Below are 16,993 nucleotides of genomic sequence, written 5' to 3' on the forward strand. Positions count from 1 at the left end.
CACTAAGGGCGACTTTCATGGCCGCCCACAGTCATTCAAGCCATCACTTCCAACGGCTCTGGTACGCACTCCGGATGTGCCTGCATACGCGCCAGCGCTTCGGCGTACGACGGCATTGAATTAGCCGCACCAGAACGCTCGACACACAACGAAGCAAACGCCGATGCGAACAGAGCCGCCTGTGGCAGTTCATCACCCGAAGCTAAACGCGCTGCCAGCGCGCCGTTAAACGCATCGCCCGCGCCGGTGGTATCCAGCGGTTGTGCCGGGAACAGCGGAATGCGCAGCGGCTGCTGTTCCGCATTGGACAACAGGGCGCCCGCCATCCCCAGGGTAATAATCACCTGACGCGCGCCTTTGCGGTGCATCACTTCTGCGGCTTTCTGCGCACTGGCAAAATCCGTCACCTTTACGCCGGTAATCTGCATCGCTTCGGTGCTATTGGGCGTCAGTAAATCCACCTTCGCCAGCAGTGCATCACTCACTTTTTGCCACGGCGCCGGATTTAAAATCACAAAGGTGCCACCCGCACGCGCATTATCAATCATGCGCTGAATGGCATTCAGGTTGTTCTCTAGCTGCACCAACAAGATATCCGCTGCGGCTACCGTAGGCTGACAGCGCGACACTTCCGCCGCCGTCACCGTGGTGTTCGCGCCTGGGAACACCGAAATCATGTTCTCAGCATCATCCCCGGCCACATAAATCAGTGCGTTGCCGGTAGGCTTCTCTTTACAGGTAAACAGCGTAATCGCATCAAAGCCGGTTTTTTCGAGGTGACGACGGGCGAAAGTGCCAAAATCATCATTACCGACCTTGCCGATATAGTGCACGCGCGCCCCGGCACGCAGCGCCGCCGTGGCCTGGTTTGCGCCTTTGCCGCCCGGTCCCATCATGCTGTTATGGGCAGTCAGTGATTCACCCGGCATCGGGAAGCGGTTCATCACCGCGACGACGTCGAGGTTGAACGAGCCAAACACACACACTTTTCCTTTCATCATGCACTCCTGAACAGGCGTTCGGCGGCTAAACAGGCACCGCGACAGCCGGTGTGATCGGTGGATTGACTAAACACGATCTTCAAATTGTCACGCGTGGCCGGTGGACGCAGATGCTGCTGAATCTGACTGCGTAACTGCGCCAGCGGGAAGTCCGCCATCGCCAGCACTCCGCCACCCAGAATCAGGTATTCGGGATCGAGGATGTTCATTTCGGTGGCAATCAGCTGCGCCAAACGATAAACAAATGCCTGCAACTCCGGATGGTCGCCATGTTGCGTAAACAGCGCCGACATATCGGTATTCGGCACGTGAGCCTTAGCCCAGTGACTCAACCAATTGCCCGAAGTCACCGTCTCCGCACAACCCCGGTTGCCGCACGGGCAGGGTAGATCGTTACCGGCAATCGGCACATGGCCCAATTCACCCGCGCCGCCGTGCTGGCCGTGGTAAAAGCGACCATTGATCCACAAGCTGTTGCCCATACCGGTACCGGGATACAAACCTACCGCGATATCCGGCAACTGTTCCAGCTGCATTAAATCCCACATCATCAGATGGTTAACATCTTTATCCATCGCCACTGGCACGCCAAGACGCTCGGTGAGGATCGCCGCCACAGGCTGATGATCCAGCGCCTGAATAAACGGCAGCGAAATCACCTGCTGACGATCGCGGCTGAGAATGCCCGGCAATCCCAGCATCACGCCGCTCACCGGTTGCTGCTCCAGTGTTTCACTGATTAACTGCCCGAGTGCCGTCAATGCGTCGGGCTGCTGCGCCCAGCTGGCCGTCGGCACCTTGCGGAAGCTGGACCAGATGCGTCCCTCTTCCATCAGCTGCAGACGTGTGCCGGTGCCGCCAATGTCGATGCCCAGCCAGCGTGGAATCATGCGGATACCTTCGCCAGGCCCTGAGCTTCATCAATGCTGTCACGCATCATGTCCCAGGCCGTTGCCAGATCGTCATGGATGTTAAACAGGCCCGAGGTACCGACGATCAGTACTTCTGCACCTGCTCCAACCAGCGTGTTGTAAGTGCGCGTGTTGCAGGAACCATCGATCTCAATCAGATATTTGTGGCCATGCTGCTGCTTCAGGGCTTTCAGTTCTTGCACTTTGGCGACCATTTCCGGGATGAATGGCTGTCCGGCATAGCCAGGATCCACGGTCATCACGGTGATTTTGTCCAGCAGATGAATATAGTGATGGATAAACGACACTGGTGTGGCCGGGTTCAGCACCACGCCGACTTTCTTGCCAAAGCTGCGAATCAGGTTGATCACGCGGAACGCATCGCGGTTAATGGTTTCTGCATGTGGGCAGATGTAGTCGGCACCCGCTTTGGCAATCACTTCAATGAAGTCGGTCGGGTGTTCCACCATCAAATGCACATCCAGCGCCACTTTGGTGTGTGGACGAATCTGCTCAATAAAGAACGGCGACAGCGTGATGTTCTTAACGTAGTGACCGTCCATGATATCGATATGGAGGAAGTCTGCGCGGGAGTCCAGCACTTCCAGCTGGTGCTTGATCTCCATCAGATTCATACACATCAACGACGGGGAGACTTGAATACGCATTAGACTTCCTTTTTTTCGGTCAGAGGATTAAGGGCCGCAGCGAGCTTGCTCAGCTTGACGGCACGATGTTCATTAAAACGGGCTTTGAATTGTTTGAAGGCCAACACCACAATCAGCACTGCGCCCCACATCGCCAGGCTTACGTGCTGGCTGATGTTCATCAGATTGAAACCGGTAGAGAGCACTTGCAGGGCAATCAGCGCCAGTACCACACCCGTAACGCGGCCGAAGCCACCGTTCGGGTCGGTGCCGCCGAGAATAATCGCCAGCACGGTCAGCAGCAGATATGCATCGCCGTAGCCCATACGCGCTGAGTTAAAGCGCGCCATCATGATCAATCCGGCTAACACGCACAGCAGGCTGGAGATGACGTACACCAGTACCACCATGCGATGCGTGTTGATGCCGCTGAACCAGGTGGCGTTAATGTTGCTGCCGCCCATGTAGATGCATTTACCGGCGCGGGTTTTGCCCAGGAACAGCGCCAGCAGCGCAGCGGCAATCAGGAACACCCATAACGGCAATGGCATACCCAACAGCGTGTTGGAACCGAGTGCCTGCACCACCGATGGCATGCCGCTGACAGCGGCACCTTTGGTTAGCCAGATGCCGATGCCGTTCAGCGTCATCATGGTTGCCAGCGTCACCAGAATCGGGTGAGCACCAATTCGCGTCACCATCACACCAGTGATGACACCGATAAAGGCAGCAATCAGCATTGCGCCGACGATGGCGATAAACAGCCACAGCAGTTGCTGACCGGTGCCGGCATCGGCGGGCAGGGCGCTCATCAGCGTCCAGGCGATAAACAGTGCGGTCAGGTTAGCGGTAGCGATAATCGCCAGGTTCAGGCCGCCGCTGAGGATGGCGATAAACATTGCCAGCGTCAGCAAGCCCAGTTCCGGCAGCTGGAACGCCATACTCATAAAGGTCGAGTCGGTCATAAAGCGGCCCGGCAGCATGAAGGTGAAGATTGCCAGCGCCAGCGCAATCAGCAGCATCAGGCCAATATTGGTGCCGTCCGGACGCAGAGCAGAGAGTGATTTCATGTGAATGCTCCTGTCAGACGAAACTGACGTCAGTTTCTTTACGTTTTTTGTAGTGAGTGACGGTAATCGCCACCATGATCACGCCGCCTACCACGATGTTCATGAAGTAGTTGGAGACGCCAATCAGGTTGAGGCCGTTCTTCAGGATGGCGATCAGGAACACGCCCATCAGTGTGCCGCTCACCGTACCTTTACCGCCCATCAGGCTGGCACCGCCCAGTACCGTGGCCGCCAGCACATCCAGCTCGCCACCGACTAACGCATTCGGCACCACTTCACCCATGCGATACACCTGCACCAGCCCGCCAATCGCCGCCATCGCACCGAGCCAGCCGTAAGCGAAGACGTGAATCAGACCGACGCGAATCCCGATACGACGTGCGGATTCCGCATCGCCGCCCACCGCATACAGCTGGCGGCCGAGGTTGGTTTTGTTGAGCAGCAGCGCGGTCAGCCCGGCAATCACCAGCATGGTGATCAGCGGCAAACCAATCTGGAAACTGTTGCCTTGCCAGGTGAAGGGCAGCACGCTGCGCAGCGTGATCCACCAGTCCGGCAGGGAATAAAGGCTCTTACCGCCGGTCACCCACATCAGCAGACCAAACAGCAGCGACTGCATACTGATGGTGATGATGATCGACACCACGCGCAGCGAGGTAATCAGCAGGGCGTTAATCACGCCAAAGGTGGTGCCGCAGATAATCGCCAGCAGGATGCTCAGCGCCGCGTTATCAAACTGGAACTGCACAAACAGCGAAGCGATCAGGTATTGCACCACCGACGCCACGGCGGCGAAGGAGATATCGATGCCGCCGGTCACCAGCACCACAAACAGACCGAGAGCAAAGATGCCGGTCACCGCGTAGCTTTCTGCCAGGTCCAGCAGGTTCTGTACGGAGAGGAACTGGTCGCTGGCCACCGAGAAAAACAGGATGAAAGCCAGCAGCACCCACGCCAGCCAGCCTTGACTGGAGTGCGGGCGTAAACGAGAAAAATCAGGCATTGATCACCTCCGCCAGCTGTTCTTGCTCAACGGTATCGGGTTGGTATTCGGCATGAACGGTGCCATCACGGAAGTGCAGAATGCGGTCGCAGTTGTACCAAACCTCTGGCACTTCATCGGAAATCAGAATGATCGACAGACCCTCTTTCGCCAGCTCGTGGATCAACTGATAGATGCTGGCTTTAGCGCCGACATCCACGCCCACGGTCGGCGAGTCCAGAATCAAAATGCGCGGCTGGGTCAGCACCCATTTCGCGAGTACGATCTTTTGCTGGTTACCCCCGGACAGGGTAGAGATCGCCAGATTCGGATCGGCCACGCGCACACCGAGCTGTTGAATCCATTGCAGGATCAGCTTGTTCTTGCGGTATTCGTCGATGATGTGAAAACGGTTTTGCAGTTTGTCGAGGATCGGCAGCACCATGTTGTCGGCCACCGATTGCTGCTGCACCAGACCGAGGGTTAAGCGGTCTTCGGAGACATAACCGATACCGGCTTTGATGGCATCTTCATGGCCCCGGAAACGCACGGGCTTGCTGTCGAGCCAGATTTTGCCGCTATCGGGTTTGGTCATGCCAAACAGCGACAGTGCCAGTTCGGTACGACCGGAGCCGAGCAGGCCGCACAGGCCGAGTACTTCGCCCTGATACAGCTTGAAATTGACGTCATGGTATTGACCGGCGCGTGTCAGGTTCTCGACTTCGAGAATGGCGCGATCAGCATTACGCGTTGGGGCTTTCAGTTGATAATCGAGTTTCAGCCCGGTCATCAGTTCAGTCAGATGATGTGGCGTCATCTCTTTAGCGGGCCAGCAGCCCATCTTGCGTCCGTCACGGATCACGGTCACGCGATCCGAAATCTCTAATACTTCATCCAGACGGTGGCTGACGAACACCACGCAGATGTTTTTGTCTTTCAGGTAGCGCACAGTGCGCAGCAGTTGGTTTACTTCGGTGCGGGTCAGAGAAGCCGTCGGTTCGTCCATGATCACCAGGCGCGCATCGGCGACCAGTGCACGGCAAATCGCCACCTGCTGACGTGCAGCAATCGACAGCGCCGAGACTTTCTCATCCAAATCGAGATCGAATTTCAGTTCTTCAATAATACGGGTTGCCGTTTCACGCAGCTTCGCCTTGCGGTGCCAGCCGAGCAGGCCATTAAGATTGTGCTCAAAGGCGATGTTCTCGGCCACACTCAAATTCGGGAACAACGACAGATCCTGATAAATCACCTGGATACCGAAATCACGCGCCTGACGGGTGGTCAGACGCGGGAAGGTCGGGCCATCACCCAGGGTAATGCGGCTGCCACTGTCCGGAGCGTGTACCCCGGAAATGACTTTGATTAAGGTGCTCTTGCCACAGCCGTTGGTGCCAGCCAGGCAGTGCACTTCGCCCGCCAGTAAGCTCAGCGAGATATCGCTCAGTGCGCGGTTGCCACCAAATGTTTTCGACAGGTTGTCGAGCGCAATTAACGTCTGTGGGATCACCTCTTTCATCATTACAGCCCCATTTTCACCAGTTTTGGCAGGTTTTCTTTATCCAGGCTTTCGGTGTTGTTACCGAGGATGGTGTGGGTCGCCTCGTCAACTTTCACTTTGCCCAGACCGTCGATGGTCATCCCGTCGGTGATCGGCTCTTTCTTCTGCATCATGTCGGCGATACGTATGAACACTTCGCCAGCGGTTTGCGGGTTCCAGATGTAGCCGCCTTTGATCGCGCCACGCTGCACCAGTGAAGCACCCTGGCCTGGGCTGAAGGCGCCAATGACGCACACCTGATCAATCTTGTTGCGGTTCATCACTGCACGACCGGCACCGATTGGGCCCTGTGAGCCGAACGCCATAATGCCTTTCAGATCCGGGTATTTGGACATCAGTTCATTAGTGGTACGGATGGAGTCATCCAGCGATTCGCCGACGCCGAACTTGTCGGTCACCATCTGCATTTTCGGGTAGTGTTCTTTCTGGTAGTTCAGCGCGGCATCGGTCCACTGTTGATGCAGTGGCACAGTCAGGCTGCCGACGTACATGGCGTATTTGCCCTCTTCATGCATGCATTTCGCCAGCGCTTTCATGTGGTTGATGCCGTGTGTCGGGGCATCCACCAGTTCGAAGTCCCAGTTCGCGCCTTTCTGATCCGGTGATTCGTGGGTGATCACCTGAATGCCGGCTTCACGTGCACGTTTCAGTACCGGTTCCAGCACTTTCGGGTCATTCGGCACTACGCCGATAATGTCGACTTTCTGCGCAATCAAATCTTCAATCGCACGCACCTGCAGGGCAGGGTCGGCGGCGGTTGGGCCTACCATCCATGCATCAATGCCGCGTTTCGCCGCTTCACTCTTGATGCCCGCTTCCATGGCGTTGAACCATGGAATACCGCCAATTTTCACCACGATGCCCATGCGTAATTTGTCAGCAGCGTGCGCGCCGGTAGCGGCAAACAGAGCAAGCAGAGAACAGGCGATAAGATGTTTTTTCATAAAGACTCCGGATTAATTTTTTATAAGCTGCATTGAATTGTTGCGCTGTGAGCAATCAATAATATTGACGCCGTTCCAGGCTAATTCTTGTTCCAGCTCTTTGTCTTTTAATTGGTCAGTGATGAGAAAGTCCACATCGCGATAATGACAAATACGCGCGAATGAGGGCCGCAGGAATTTACTGGCATCCAGCAGAAGATGTTTTCTTTCTGCTGCCAGTAACATCTGTTGTTTTAAATGTGCGTTGTTTTCGTTACCTTCACGTAAATAACCGTCATTGCCTAAACTGCTACAGGAAAAAAAGATCTTATTGATCTGAAATTCCCGTAAAGGCTGTTCAGCGACAACACCGTGGAAATCTTCATAACGGTCAGAATATTCTCCCCCCAGACAGATGGTGCGGATACTGCCGCGCGCCGCAAGGGTTTGCACTATTCTGATAGAGTTGGTTAATACCGTTAATTCAATATCCGGTAGCTGTCGCGCCAAATACCAGCAAGTGGTGCTACTGTCGAGTAATATACAATCGCCGGGGCTGATGAAATCGAGTGCACGTTTGGCTATTGCCATCTTTGCATCTACATGTTCATTCATGCGCTGGCGGAAAGATAATTCATACTCGTTAACACCCCTCGTATTCCCCTGAATGTTAGCGGCTTGTCGTTTTGCTGGTACTGCACCGCCGTGGCTACGTTGCAACAGCCCACGTTTCTCCAGCTGAGTTAAATCACGACGAATCGTTTCTTGCGAAACCTGACACAACGTGACTAATTCAGCGACAATAACCCGACCATTTAAATTTAGTTCGTCAATAATTCGCTGCTGTCTTTCAATCGGCAACATGACTTCCCTCCGATGGCTATAAAGTACTGGATACCGCAGCGGGAAAATGTGGACTGCGCACGAGTCCGCAGTGGTCAAAATGCCCGGCGACGTTAGAGTGATATGGGTTAAATTTTTATGTAAATGAGATATCTATTTTTCATGTAATAGAGATCTGATTCACATAAACACGCGTGTTAGCGCTAAATCGGGGGATCGGTAGCAAACAATTATTACCGTATGAAAACACCTTATCATGACCGAGTATGACCGTTTGTGTGTATTTGACCGATTTGTGATGTGCGCTAAATTGTTTTTAGCCAAACCCGTCTTTGACGGCATGACGTCGAGCGGACGGAGGTATTACCCAGATACACGCTTTCAGACAAACATGACTCCATAGTCCGACGAATCCGATTGAGCGGAAATCAGTCGAAACGGATGATGGAATTCTTGCTTCTCCAGCCTCAGATCGCCCTCAGGCGACGGCTTTTTCAGCAGTTAGTACCACTTTTAGGGCCAGCTCACAGTTTCGGCCTGCTGACCACGTTGTCGTTACGCTATGATTTCTTTTCAGGGAATTTGGGGACCTTTTTTTTTGATGTCTTATTGGATGAAGTCGCTGCTTTTATTGCCCTTTGTGTTTGTCGCGTGCGTTCAGGCTGAGCCATTGCAAAAGTCATTTTCTGACTGGCAACTCACCTGTAACAACGCGGCTTTTTGCGTGGCACGCAGCTTTCCGGGGGACAACGGATTAGTGATGACCCTATCACGTGGCGCTGGCGTTAACGATCGCCCGCTGCTGCGTATTGATTACGGCAGCGCGTACAGCGGAGAGCTGCCCGGCGGACCGCTGAAGGAAAATTTGCTGCTGGATCAACGTCGCCTGACGCCAGACCTCAAACACTGGAGCGTGGAGCCACACCATCTCGCCACCAGTAATGCCATCGCCATCGACGAATTTCTGGCGCAAACGCTGGATGCCCATACTATGCAACTGACCTATCAGGCTAAAGCCACTATCCCACTCAGCGGTATGAAAGCCGCGCTATTGTTGATGGATGACGTTCAGGGGCGGGTAAATGGCGCCAGCGCCTGGGTGAAGCGGGGCGATCGCGCGCCATCGGACGTTCCCCCTGTGCCGCAGGTACCGCAACTGCCCGCTCGCTTACCGCAGCCAGCGCCGTTAACTCAGGAAGAAACCAGCGGGTTAATTGATTACGGTACCTGGCGGGTTAATACCGACAACTGTTCGCTCGATCCGCTGAGACGAGAAGTGAGTGTAGCGCCGCTCACCGACACCAAAGCGCTGCTTTTGATCAGTTGTGAAGCCGGTGCCTATAACGTGATTGATTTGGCCTTTGAGGTGACGCGTAGCCAGCCTTACGTTGCTCGCGGGCTGACGTTGACCTTGCCATTCACGCCACCCGGACGCAGTGACAATCAGATGGAGTTGGTGAACGCTGAATTCGATGCCAGCAGCGGTTTGCTTTACACCTTCAGTAAAGGCCGCGGTCTGGGAGATTGTGGTGTCGCCACGCGTTGGCAGTTCGACGGAAATGACTTTGTGCTGGCAGAGTATGCTGAAGAGAAAACCTGTGACGCATGGCATAGCAGTGATAAATGGCCCACGCTGTGGGTCAGCCAGCCCCCGTCATAATTCGCACTGCAGATGCGTTGGCTGTTTTCATTCACCCCAGTCACTTACTGATGTAAGCTCCTGGGGATTCATTCAATTGCCGCCTTTCTGCATCACGAACTATCTAGGGGGAAGGTATGGCATTGATCATCATCGGTGAGCCATTTTGATTGCCCACCAACTCCGCCAACAGATTATTCACGCCATCGCTCATCGGTGTGAAGCGTGACAGCGGTGAACGCGTCACCACCACAAATACTCCGACGTTATTCTGTGGCACCATCGCCATGTAAGTAATAAAGCCGCCGCCGCCGCCGGTTTTTTCGATAATCCCTGGACGTCCCTCTTTTGGCCCCATATACACCCAGCCCATGCCTAAGGCATCGGCACGGCCAGGCACATCCATACCTTCCACTTTGGTCAACTGGTCACGGCGATAGATCAGCGTTTGCAGACGATCAATCTGCGGCGTGCGGTGATTAACCGCCGAGTTGAGGAATTGCTGCATCCAGCGGCCCATATCATCCGGCGTTGAATACACGCCACCGCTGCCAATTGCCGCCAGGGTGTTATTGCACGGGCTGGCCCCTTTCTCAGGGATCATCAGGCGCTGGCACTGATCGGGGGATGGCGTAAAGGTGGTGTCTTTCATTCCCAGCGGACGCGTCACCAGCTGTTGCAGCAGGGCGGGATAAGGCGTGCCTGCCGCTTTCGACAGCGCATCACTCAGCAGGTCAAAGCCGAGGTTGGAATAGGAGGCTTGTGTTCCTGGCGTGGCTTTCAGTTGTGCACCCTGCAGCCACTGCCAGCGATCGGCTTTGGTTGGCCAGACAAACACGGGACGATGCGGTTTGCCGCCCGGCTGCTCACGCGGCAGGCTGCCGGTATGGGTGGCGAGGTTGATCAGGCGAATCGGCTGACCGTTGTAATTCGGGACGCGTGCGCCAGCCGGAGCATACTTGCTCAACGGGTCATCAAGGCGAATCTGTCCGCGTTCCGCCATTTTCACCATCACTTCGCTAGTCATCAACTTACTCAGCGAGGCGATGCGAATCACGGAGTCGAGCTGAGGGCGCACGTTATTGCCAGGGCTGGTATCGCCAAAGCTGGCAAATACGCGCTGATTACCATCAATCGCCACCAGCGCCATGCCGGTTGCGCCGCTGCCATAGAAGATATGCTCGGCATAACGATCAACGATCTGCGAGGCCAGCAGCGGATCGGCTACCGTCTGCGCCATGCTTTTTAATGGAAGCACTGAAACCATTAAGGCCAGTAAAAAAGGAGTACGTTTTTTCAACGGGAAAGCGTCCGCAACAGGATTCGGAGGAAAGCTTATAGTAATCAGTTTGTGCGAGGCGTGAAGAGGGAAGGGAGGATTTTTTTCTGTATCAGGCTGTGATCAAAAAACGGCCCTTACGTCAAAAGACGCAGGGCCGGATCGATTAGTGCGGCTTGAGTAATGCTTCGGTATGGCTCACGATATTTTCCACCGTAAAGCCAAATTCCGGGAACAGCTTGCCTGCCGGTGCAGACTCACCGAAGGTGGTCATGCCGACAATCGCGCCATCCAGGCCGACGTATTTGAACCAGTAATCGGCGATACCCGCTTCTACCGCCACGCGCGCTTTTACGCCGGAGGGCAGCACCGATTCGCGGTAGGCCGCATCCTGCTTGTCGAACACGTCGGTGCAGGGCAGGGACACCACGCGCACCTTGTGGCCGCTGGCACCGAGTTTATCCGCCGCGCCCAGCGCGATTTCAATCTCAGATCCGGTGGCGATGATGATCGCTTCTGGTGTGCCCGCGCAATCCTGCAACACATAGCCGCCTTTAGCGATATCGGCCACCTGTGCTTTGCTGCGCTCTGGCTGCAGCAGATTTTGACGTGACAGAATCAGCGCGGTCGGGCCATGATGGCGCTCAACAGCGGCTTTCCATGCCACGGCAGTTTCCACCTGATCGCACGGACGCCAGACGCTCATATTCGGTGTTACGCGCAGGCTGGCGAGCTGTTCCACCGGCTGGTGGGTTGGGCCATCTTCGCCCAGACCAATCGAGTCATGGGTATACACCAGCACCTGACGCGCTTTCATCAGCGCTGCCATGCGCACCGCGTTACGCGCGTACTCAACAAACATCAGGAAGGTGGCGGTATACGGAATGAAGCCGCCGTGTTGGGCAATACCGTTGCCAATCGCTGTCATACCAAATTCGCGCACGCCGTAGTGGATGTAGTTACCGGCGATGTCTTCTTTAATCGATTTCGAACCTGACCAGATAGTGAGGTTACTTGGCGCAAGGTCAGCAGAGCCACCCAACAACTCTGGTAGCAGCTTGCCGTACACTTCCAGTGTGTTTTGCGACGCTTTACGGCTGGCGATTTTATGCGGATTGGCCTGCAACTCATCAACAAATTCCTGAGTCGCCTCACTCCATTGCGCGGGCATCACCCCGTCCAGACGGCGGCTAAACTCAGCGGCGAGATCTGGATGTGCCGCTTTATAGGCAGCAAACTTCTCATCCCAGGCTTTCTCTCGCTGACTGCCGGCTTCTTTGGCATCCCACTGTTGATAAATCTCTTTCGGGATTTCAAACGGTGGATAGTGCCAGCCGAGTTTTTGACGGGTTAAGGCCACTTCCTGCTCGCCCAGTGCCGAGCCGTGTGACTCTTCTTTACCGGCTTTATTCGGCGACCCAAAACCAATGACCGTGCGGCAGATAATCAGCGAAGGCTTGTCGGTGACACTCTGCGCTTCTTTGATGGCGGCTGCGATAGCTTCCGGATCGTGCCCATCAATGCCTTCTGCACTGCCGACGACATGCCAGTTGTAGGCTTCGAAGCGTTTGTGCGTGTCATCGGTGAACCAGCCTTCGGTTTCACCATCAATCGAGATGCCGTTATGATCGTAGAAACCAATCAGTTTGCCGAGACCGAGGGTGCCGGCCAGCGAGCTGACTTCATGTGAAATACCTTCCATCAAACAGCCATCGCCCATAAACACATAGGTGTAGTGATCGACGATGTCGTGGCCGGGACGGTTAAACTGCGCCGCCAGGGTGCGCTCGGCAATGGCCATGCCCACCGCATTGGCCAAACCCTGTCCCAACGGACCTGTGGTAGTTTCCACGCCTGGCGTATAGCCAATTTCCGGATGGCCAGGGGTTTTGGAATGCAGCTGGCGGAAGTTTTTCAGCTCTTCCATCGGCAGATCGTAACCGGTGAGGTGCAGCAGGCTGTATTGCAGCATCGAACCGTGGCCGTTGGAGAGGATAAAGCGGTCGCGGTCAGCCCACGCCGGATTGTTGGGATTGTGTTTGAGAACGTCGCGCCATAGCACTTCGGCGATATCAGCCATTCCCATCGGCATACCGGGGTGACCGGAATTTGCTTTCTGTACCGCATCCATACTCAAAGCACGAATCGCGTTAGCCAACTCTCTGCGTGAAGACATAGGGTACTCCCTTGTGATTGGGCAATAGCGGACGGGCAGACGCCCGTCCGGCGTGAGAAGTGTGGTGATTTACAGGCGTGATGCCAGCACATCTTCCAGCTTCTGCTGGTCGATGGCGAATTGACGGATGCCGTCAGACAGTTTTTCCACTGCCATCGGATCCTGGTTATGTTCCCAGCGGAACTCGGCTTCAGAGAGCGGAGCAGGCTGGTGGAAGCCTTCGGTTGATGGCTCCAGCTTGCGTTCCAGCGGTGCATCGCTGTTCGCCAGCTCTTCCAGCAGGTTAGGGGAGATGGTCAGACGGTCACAGCCGGCCAGCGCCTGAATCTGTTCAACCTTACGGAAGCTGGCTCCCATGATCACGGTGCTGTAACGATGCTTTTTGTAGTAATCGTAGATACGACGCACAGATTTCACGCCAGGATCTTCATCCACCACATACGGGTCGAGCGGTTTGCGTGAGTTGTACCAGTCATAAATACGGCCGACAAACGGGGAGATCAGGAACACGCCCGCTTCAGCACAGGCACGCGCCTGCGCAAAGGAGAACAGCAGCGTCAGGTTACACTGGATACCGTTTTTCTCCAGTTCTTCAGCGGCTTTGATCCCTTCCCAGGTTGAGGCCAGTTTGATAAGGATGCGCGAACGATCAATACCGTTCTCTTCATACATCCGTACCAGTTTCTCCGCTTTGGTGACACACATGCCACGATCGAAGGAGAGGCGCGCATCTACTTCGGTCGAAACACGGCCCGGTACGCTTTTCAGAATTTCCATACCGAGGTTGATCGCCACTTTGTCACTGGCGTTGATAATTTGCGTCTCTTTGCTGCCGCCCTGTTTTTTCGCATAGTCGATAGCGTCATCAATCAGATGTTTATAAGCATCGAGACCGGCAGCTTTCAGGATCAACGAAGGGTTGGTGGTCGCGTCTTCCGGGTGGTAATGGCGAATGGATTCGATGTCGCCGCTGTCCGCCACCACGGTGGTGAACTGTTTCAATGCATCTAGCTGGTTCATCGCTTAACTCCTTGATTAGCAATAATGTGGGCAAACGAGTCGTGCCCTTTCCTGTTGAGTCGTGGCTCAACACAGTGCTACAGACGTTGCACGAAGAAAATGCGTTTTCTCTGATTGTGGCGCTGAAGGGCATCTGTCACGGAAGGGGGTGCCTGATCGGTTCAGCTACGTGTTTTGCCACCATTAAGGATAGCAGGCTGCGCCAAAGCCGCAGGCGAAGCCGTGGCAATCTGTGCCCTCGTTCTTTGAGCGCCTTCACCCTCTTTTGTGCCGCAGATTCCTATACTGGTGGTTCTTCAGCCGTGCCAAAGGATGCCAAATGGACGATCAACTCAAGCAAAGTGCGCTCGATTTCCACCAATATCCCACTCCCGGAAAAATTCAGGTTTCCCCCACCAAACCGCTGGCGACGCAGCGTGATTTAGCTCTGGCCTATTCGCCGGGTGTGGCGGCACCTTGCCTCGAGATTGCTGCCGATCCGCTGGCGGCGCACAAATACACCGCACGCGGCAATCTGGTGGCGGTGATTTCGAACGGCACGGCAGTGCTCGGTCTCGGCAATATCGGTGCGCTGGCCGGTAAGCCGGTGATGGAAGGCAAAGGAGTATTGTTCAAGAAATTCGCCGGCATTGATGTGTTCGATATCGAAGTGGATGAGCTGGACCCGGATAAGTTGATTGAGGTGATCGCCGCGCTGGAGCCGACCTTTGGCGGCATCAACCTCGAAGATATCAAAGCGCCTGAGTGCTTTTACATTGAGCAGAAATTGCGTGAGCGCATGAAGATTCCGGTGTTTCACGATGATCAGCACGGGACCGCGATTATCTGTACTGCGGCGGTGCTAAACGGTTTGACCATCGTGAAAAAGGCCATCTCAGATGTGCGGCTGGTGGTGTCTGGCGCAGGCGCGTCGGCGATTGCCTGCCTGAATTTGCTGGTGGCGCTCGGCATGCAGAAGCACAACATTGTGGTGTGTGATTCCAAAGGGGTGATTTACCGCGATCGTGAACCCAATATGACGCCGACCAAAGCCGAGTACGCCATAGAAGATAAAGGCGCGCGTACGCTGGATGAGGTGATTGCCGGTGCGGACATCTTCCTCGGCTGCTCGGGTCCGAAAGCGATGACGCCAGAGATGGTGAAGAAAATGGCACCCAATCCACTCATTCTGGCGCTCGCCAATCCCGAACCGGAGATCATGCCGCCGCTGGCCAAAGAGGTACGGCCGGATGCGATTATCTGTACCGGACGTTCAGATTTCCCCAATCAGGTGAACAACGTGCTGTGTTTCCCGTTTATTTTCCGCGGGGCGCTGGATGTGGGTGCCACGGCAATTAACGAAGAGATGAAACTGGCGGCGGTGCATGCGATTGCGGCCTTAGCGCAGGCCGAGCAGAGCGATGTGGTGGCCTCCGCCTATGATGATCAGGATCTGAGTTTTGGACCGGAATATCTGATCCCGAAACCGTTTGATCCGCGTTTGATTGTGCAGATCGCGCCTGCTGTGGCGAAAGCGGCGATGGAGTCCGGCGTGGCGACGCGGCCCATCGCTGACTTTGATGCCTATCGCGAGCAGCTCACCGAATTTGTGTATAAAACCAACCTGTTTATGAAGCCGATTTTCTCGCAGGCACGCAAAGATCCGAAACGCGTGGTGATGGCCGAAGGGGAGGAGGTGCGCGTACTGCATGCGACGCAGGAGCTGGTATCACTGGGGCTGGCGAAGCCGATTCTGATTGGTCGTCCAAACGTGATTGCGATGCGTATTCAGAAGCAAGGATTAAAAATTGAAGCGGGTAAAGATTTTGAGATCGTCAACAACGAGTCCGACCCGCGCTTTAAAGAATACTGGAACGAGTATTACCAGATCATGAAACGGCGCGGTGTGACGCCGGAAACCGCCCAGCGTGCGGTGATCGGTAATCCAACCTTGATCGGTGCAATCATGGTACATCGTGGCGAAGCCGATGCGTTGATTTGCGGCACCATTGGCGATTACCGCGAGCATTACGATGTGGTGGAGAAGGTGTTTGGTTTCCGCGATGACGTGAAAGTCGCCGGGGCGATGAACGCACTGCTGCTGCCAAGCGGTAACACTTTTATTGCCGATACTTACGTGAATGAAGATCCCAGTGCGGAACAGCTGGCGGATATCACGCTGCTGGCGGCCGAAACAGTGCGTCGCTTTGGTATTGAACCGCGCGTGGCGCTGCTGTCGCACTCCAGCTTTGGCACGTCTAATGCGCCGGGGGCGCGTAAAATGCGCGAGGCGTTGGCGCTGATTCAAAGCCGTGCGCCGGAACTGGAGATCGACGGTGAGATGCACGGCGACGCGGCGTTGGTGGAGAGTATCCGCCGTGAACTGATGCCCGACAGTCCGCTGAAAGGCACGGCTAATTTGCTGATTATGCCGAACGTGGAAGCGGCGCGTATTAGTTATAACCTGTTACGTGTGTCGTGTTCGGAAGGCGTGACGGTGGGGCCGGTGTTGATGGGGATCAGCAAGCCGGTGCATGTATTGACGCGGATTGCATCGGTTCGGCGCATTGTGAATATGGTGGCGTTAGCGGTAGTGGAGGCGCAGACCGAGCCGTTGTGAGGTGATGACGTGGCTAAGGGCTAAAGGCCAGGAGGGTGTTGGTGCGGGCCTTAGCCCCTCTGCTGCTGCCGGGCAGTCCTCGCGCCGCTAACGCGGTGCCCTCGGCTTCCACGTCGTGCCGACGGACCGTTCGGGGATCGACCATCCCTGGTCGGCCCCGAACTGATCCACGCATCCCTGCGTGGATCTCCTGGCCCAACGTAAAAGCCTCAGCGCTGCGGATAGCCCTTGCAGCAGCAGAGGGGCTAAGGCCATCAACATTTGTGCCCTTTTTGGCAAAATGTGTGAGCGCTGTGAGTGGTATTTACCACATTTGCATCTAAAAGCCTCGATGGGCTGGAG

General features: G+C 55.3%; 13 protein-coding genes. 2 read left to right on the forward strand and 11 right to left on the reverse strand.

Going from position 1 to position 16,993, the window contains the following annotated elements:
* Positions 1 to 35: 35 nt before the first annotated feature.
* From H7A81_RS06580 to H7A81_RS06615, 8 genes are read right to left on the reverse strand one after another with little or no spacing between them, the layout of a single operon-like run.
* Positions 36 to 998 (reverse strand): ribokinase, encoded by a 963-nt coding sequence (locus H7A81_RS06580; RefSeq protein ID WP_034825823.1) that lies wholly within the window; start codon positions 996 to 998, stop codon positions 36 to 38.
* Positions 998 to 1,891, reverse strand: coding sequence for an allose kinase (alsK, locus tag H7A81_RS06585; protein WP_038645524.1), 894 nt, complete (start codon positions 1,889 to 1,891; stop codon positions 998 to 1,000). Before alsK ends, H7A81_RS06580 begins: the two co-directional genes overlap by 1 nt.
* Complete coding sequence (gene alsE, locus H7A81_RS06590) at positions 1,888 to 2,580, reverse strand: D-allulose 6-phosphate 3-epimerase (protein ID WP_038645526.1); 693 nt, start codon at positions 2,578 to 2,580, stop codon at positions 1,888 to 1,890. Before alsE ends, alsK begins: the two co-directional genes overlap by 4 nt.
* Positions 2,580 to 3,629, reverse strand: coding sequence for an ABC transporter permease (locus H7A81_RS06595; protein WP_058959087.1), 1,050 nt, complete (start codon positions 3,627 to 3,629; stop codon positions 2,580 to 2,582). Before H7A81_RS06595 ends, alsE begins: the two co-directional genes overlap by 1 nt.
* Positions 3,630 to 3,642: 13 nt before the next feature.
* Positions 3,643 to 4,632 (reverse strand): ABC transporter permease, encoded by a 990-nt coding sequence (locus H7A81_RS06600; RefSeq protein WP_182057046.1) that lies wholly within the window; start codon positions 4,630 to 4,632, stop codon positions 3,643 to 3,645.
* Complete coding sequence (locus H7A81_RS06605) at positions 4,625 to 6,130, reverse strand: sugar ABC transporter ATP-binding protein (protein WP_034825973.1); 1,506 nt, start codon at positions 6,128 to 6,130, stop codon at positions 4,625 to 4,627. The genes H7A81_RS06600 and H7A81_RS06605 overlap by 8 nt, the downstream gene beginning before the upstream one ends.
* A 2-nt stretch (positions 6,131 to 6,132) precedes the next feature.
* Positions 6,133 to 7,116: a substrate-binding domain-containing protein gene (locus H7A81_RS06610; protein WP_182057047.1), complete on the reverse strand. Its 984-nt coding sequence runs from the start codon at positions 7,114 to 7,116 to the stop codon at positions 6,133 to 6,135.
* Between the two features lie 12 nt (positions 7,117 to 7,128).
* Positions 7,129 to 7,959 (reverse strand): DeoR/GlpR family DNA-binding transcription regulator, encoded by an 831-nt coding sequence (locus H7A81_RS06615; RefSeq protein WP_034825836.1) that lies wholly within the window; start codon positions 7,957 to 7,959, stop codon positions 7,129 to 7,131.
* A 580-nt stretch (positions 7,960 to 8,539) separates the two neighbouring features.
* Between H7A81_RS06615 and H7A81_RS06620 the strand changes: the two genes are divergently transcribed.
* A complete protein-coding gene (locus H7A81_RS06620) occupies positions 8,540 to 9,598 on the forward strand; it encodes a DUF1176 domain-containing protein (RefSeq protein WP_182057048.1) in 1,059 nt (352 codons plus the stop codon).
* A 103-nt stretch (positions 9,599 to 9,701) separates the two neighbouring features.
* Here H7A81_RS06620 and ampH read toward each other — a convergent pair whose 3' ends face one another.
* The 3 genes from ampH to tal all read right to left on the reverse strand — a co-directional run bounded on the left by ampH (position 9,702) and on the right by tal (position 14,052).
* Positions 9,702 to 10,877, reverse strand: coding sequence for a D-alanyl-D-alanine-carboxypeptidase/endopeptidase AmpH (gene ampH / locus H7A81_RS06625; protein WP_166936379.1), 1,176 nt, complete (start codon positions 10,875 to 10,877; stop codon positions 9,702 to 9,704).
* A gap of 145 nt (positions 10,878 to 11,022) precedes the next feature.
* Positions 11,023 to 13,032 carry a transketolase gene (gene tkt, locus H7A81_RS06630; protein ID WP_182057049.1) on the reverse strand — a complete coding sequence of 670 codons (2,010 nt, stop codon included), beginning with the start codon at positions 13,030 to 13,032 and terminating at the stop codon, positions 11,023 to 11,025.
* A 69-nt stretch (positions 13,033 to 13,101) separates the two neighbouring features.
* Positions 13,102 to 14,052: a transaldolase gene (gene tal, locus H7A81_RS06635; protein ID WP_045814871.1), complete on the reverse strand. Its 951-nt coding sequence runs from the start codon at positions 14,050 to 14,052 to the stop codon at positions 13,102 to 13,104.
* 319 nt (positions 14,053 to 14,371) lie between these two features.
* Between tal and maeB the strand changes: the two genes are divergently transcribed.
* On the forward strand, positions 14,372 to 16,651 hold the full coding sequence (gene maeB / locus H7A81_RS06640; protein WP_034825845.1) for an NADP-dependent oxaloacetate-decarboxylating malate dehydrogenase: 2,280 nt from the start codon (positions 14,372 to 14,374) through the stop codon (positions 16,649 to 16,651).
* Positions 16,652 to 16,993 lie beyond the last annotated feature (342 nt).

It is taken from the genome of Pantoea sp. ME81 (assembly GCF_903970985.1).
Classification (GTDB): domain Bacteria; phylum Pseudomonadota; class Gammaproteobacteria; order Enterobacterales; family Enterobacteriaceae; genus Pantoea; species Pantoea communis.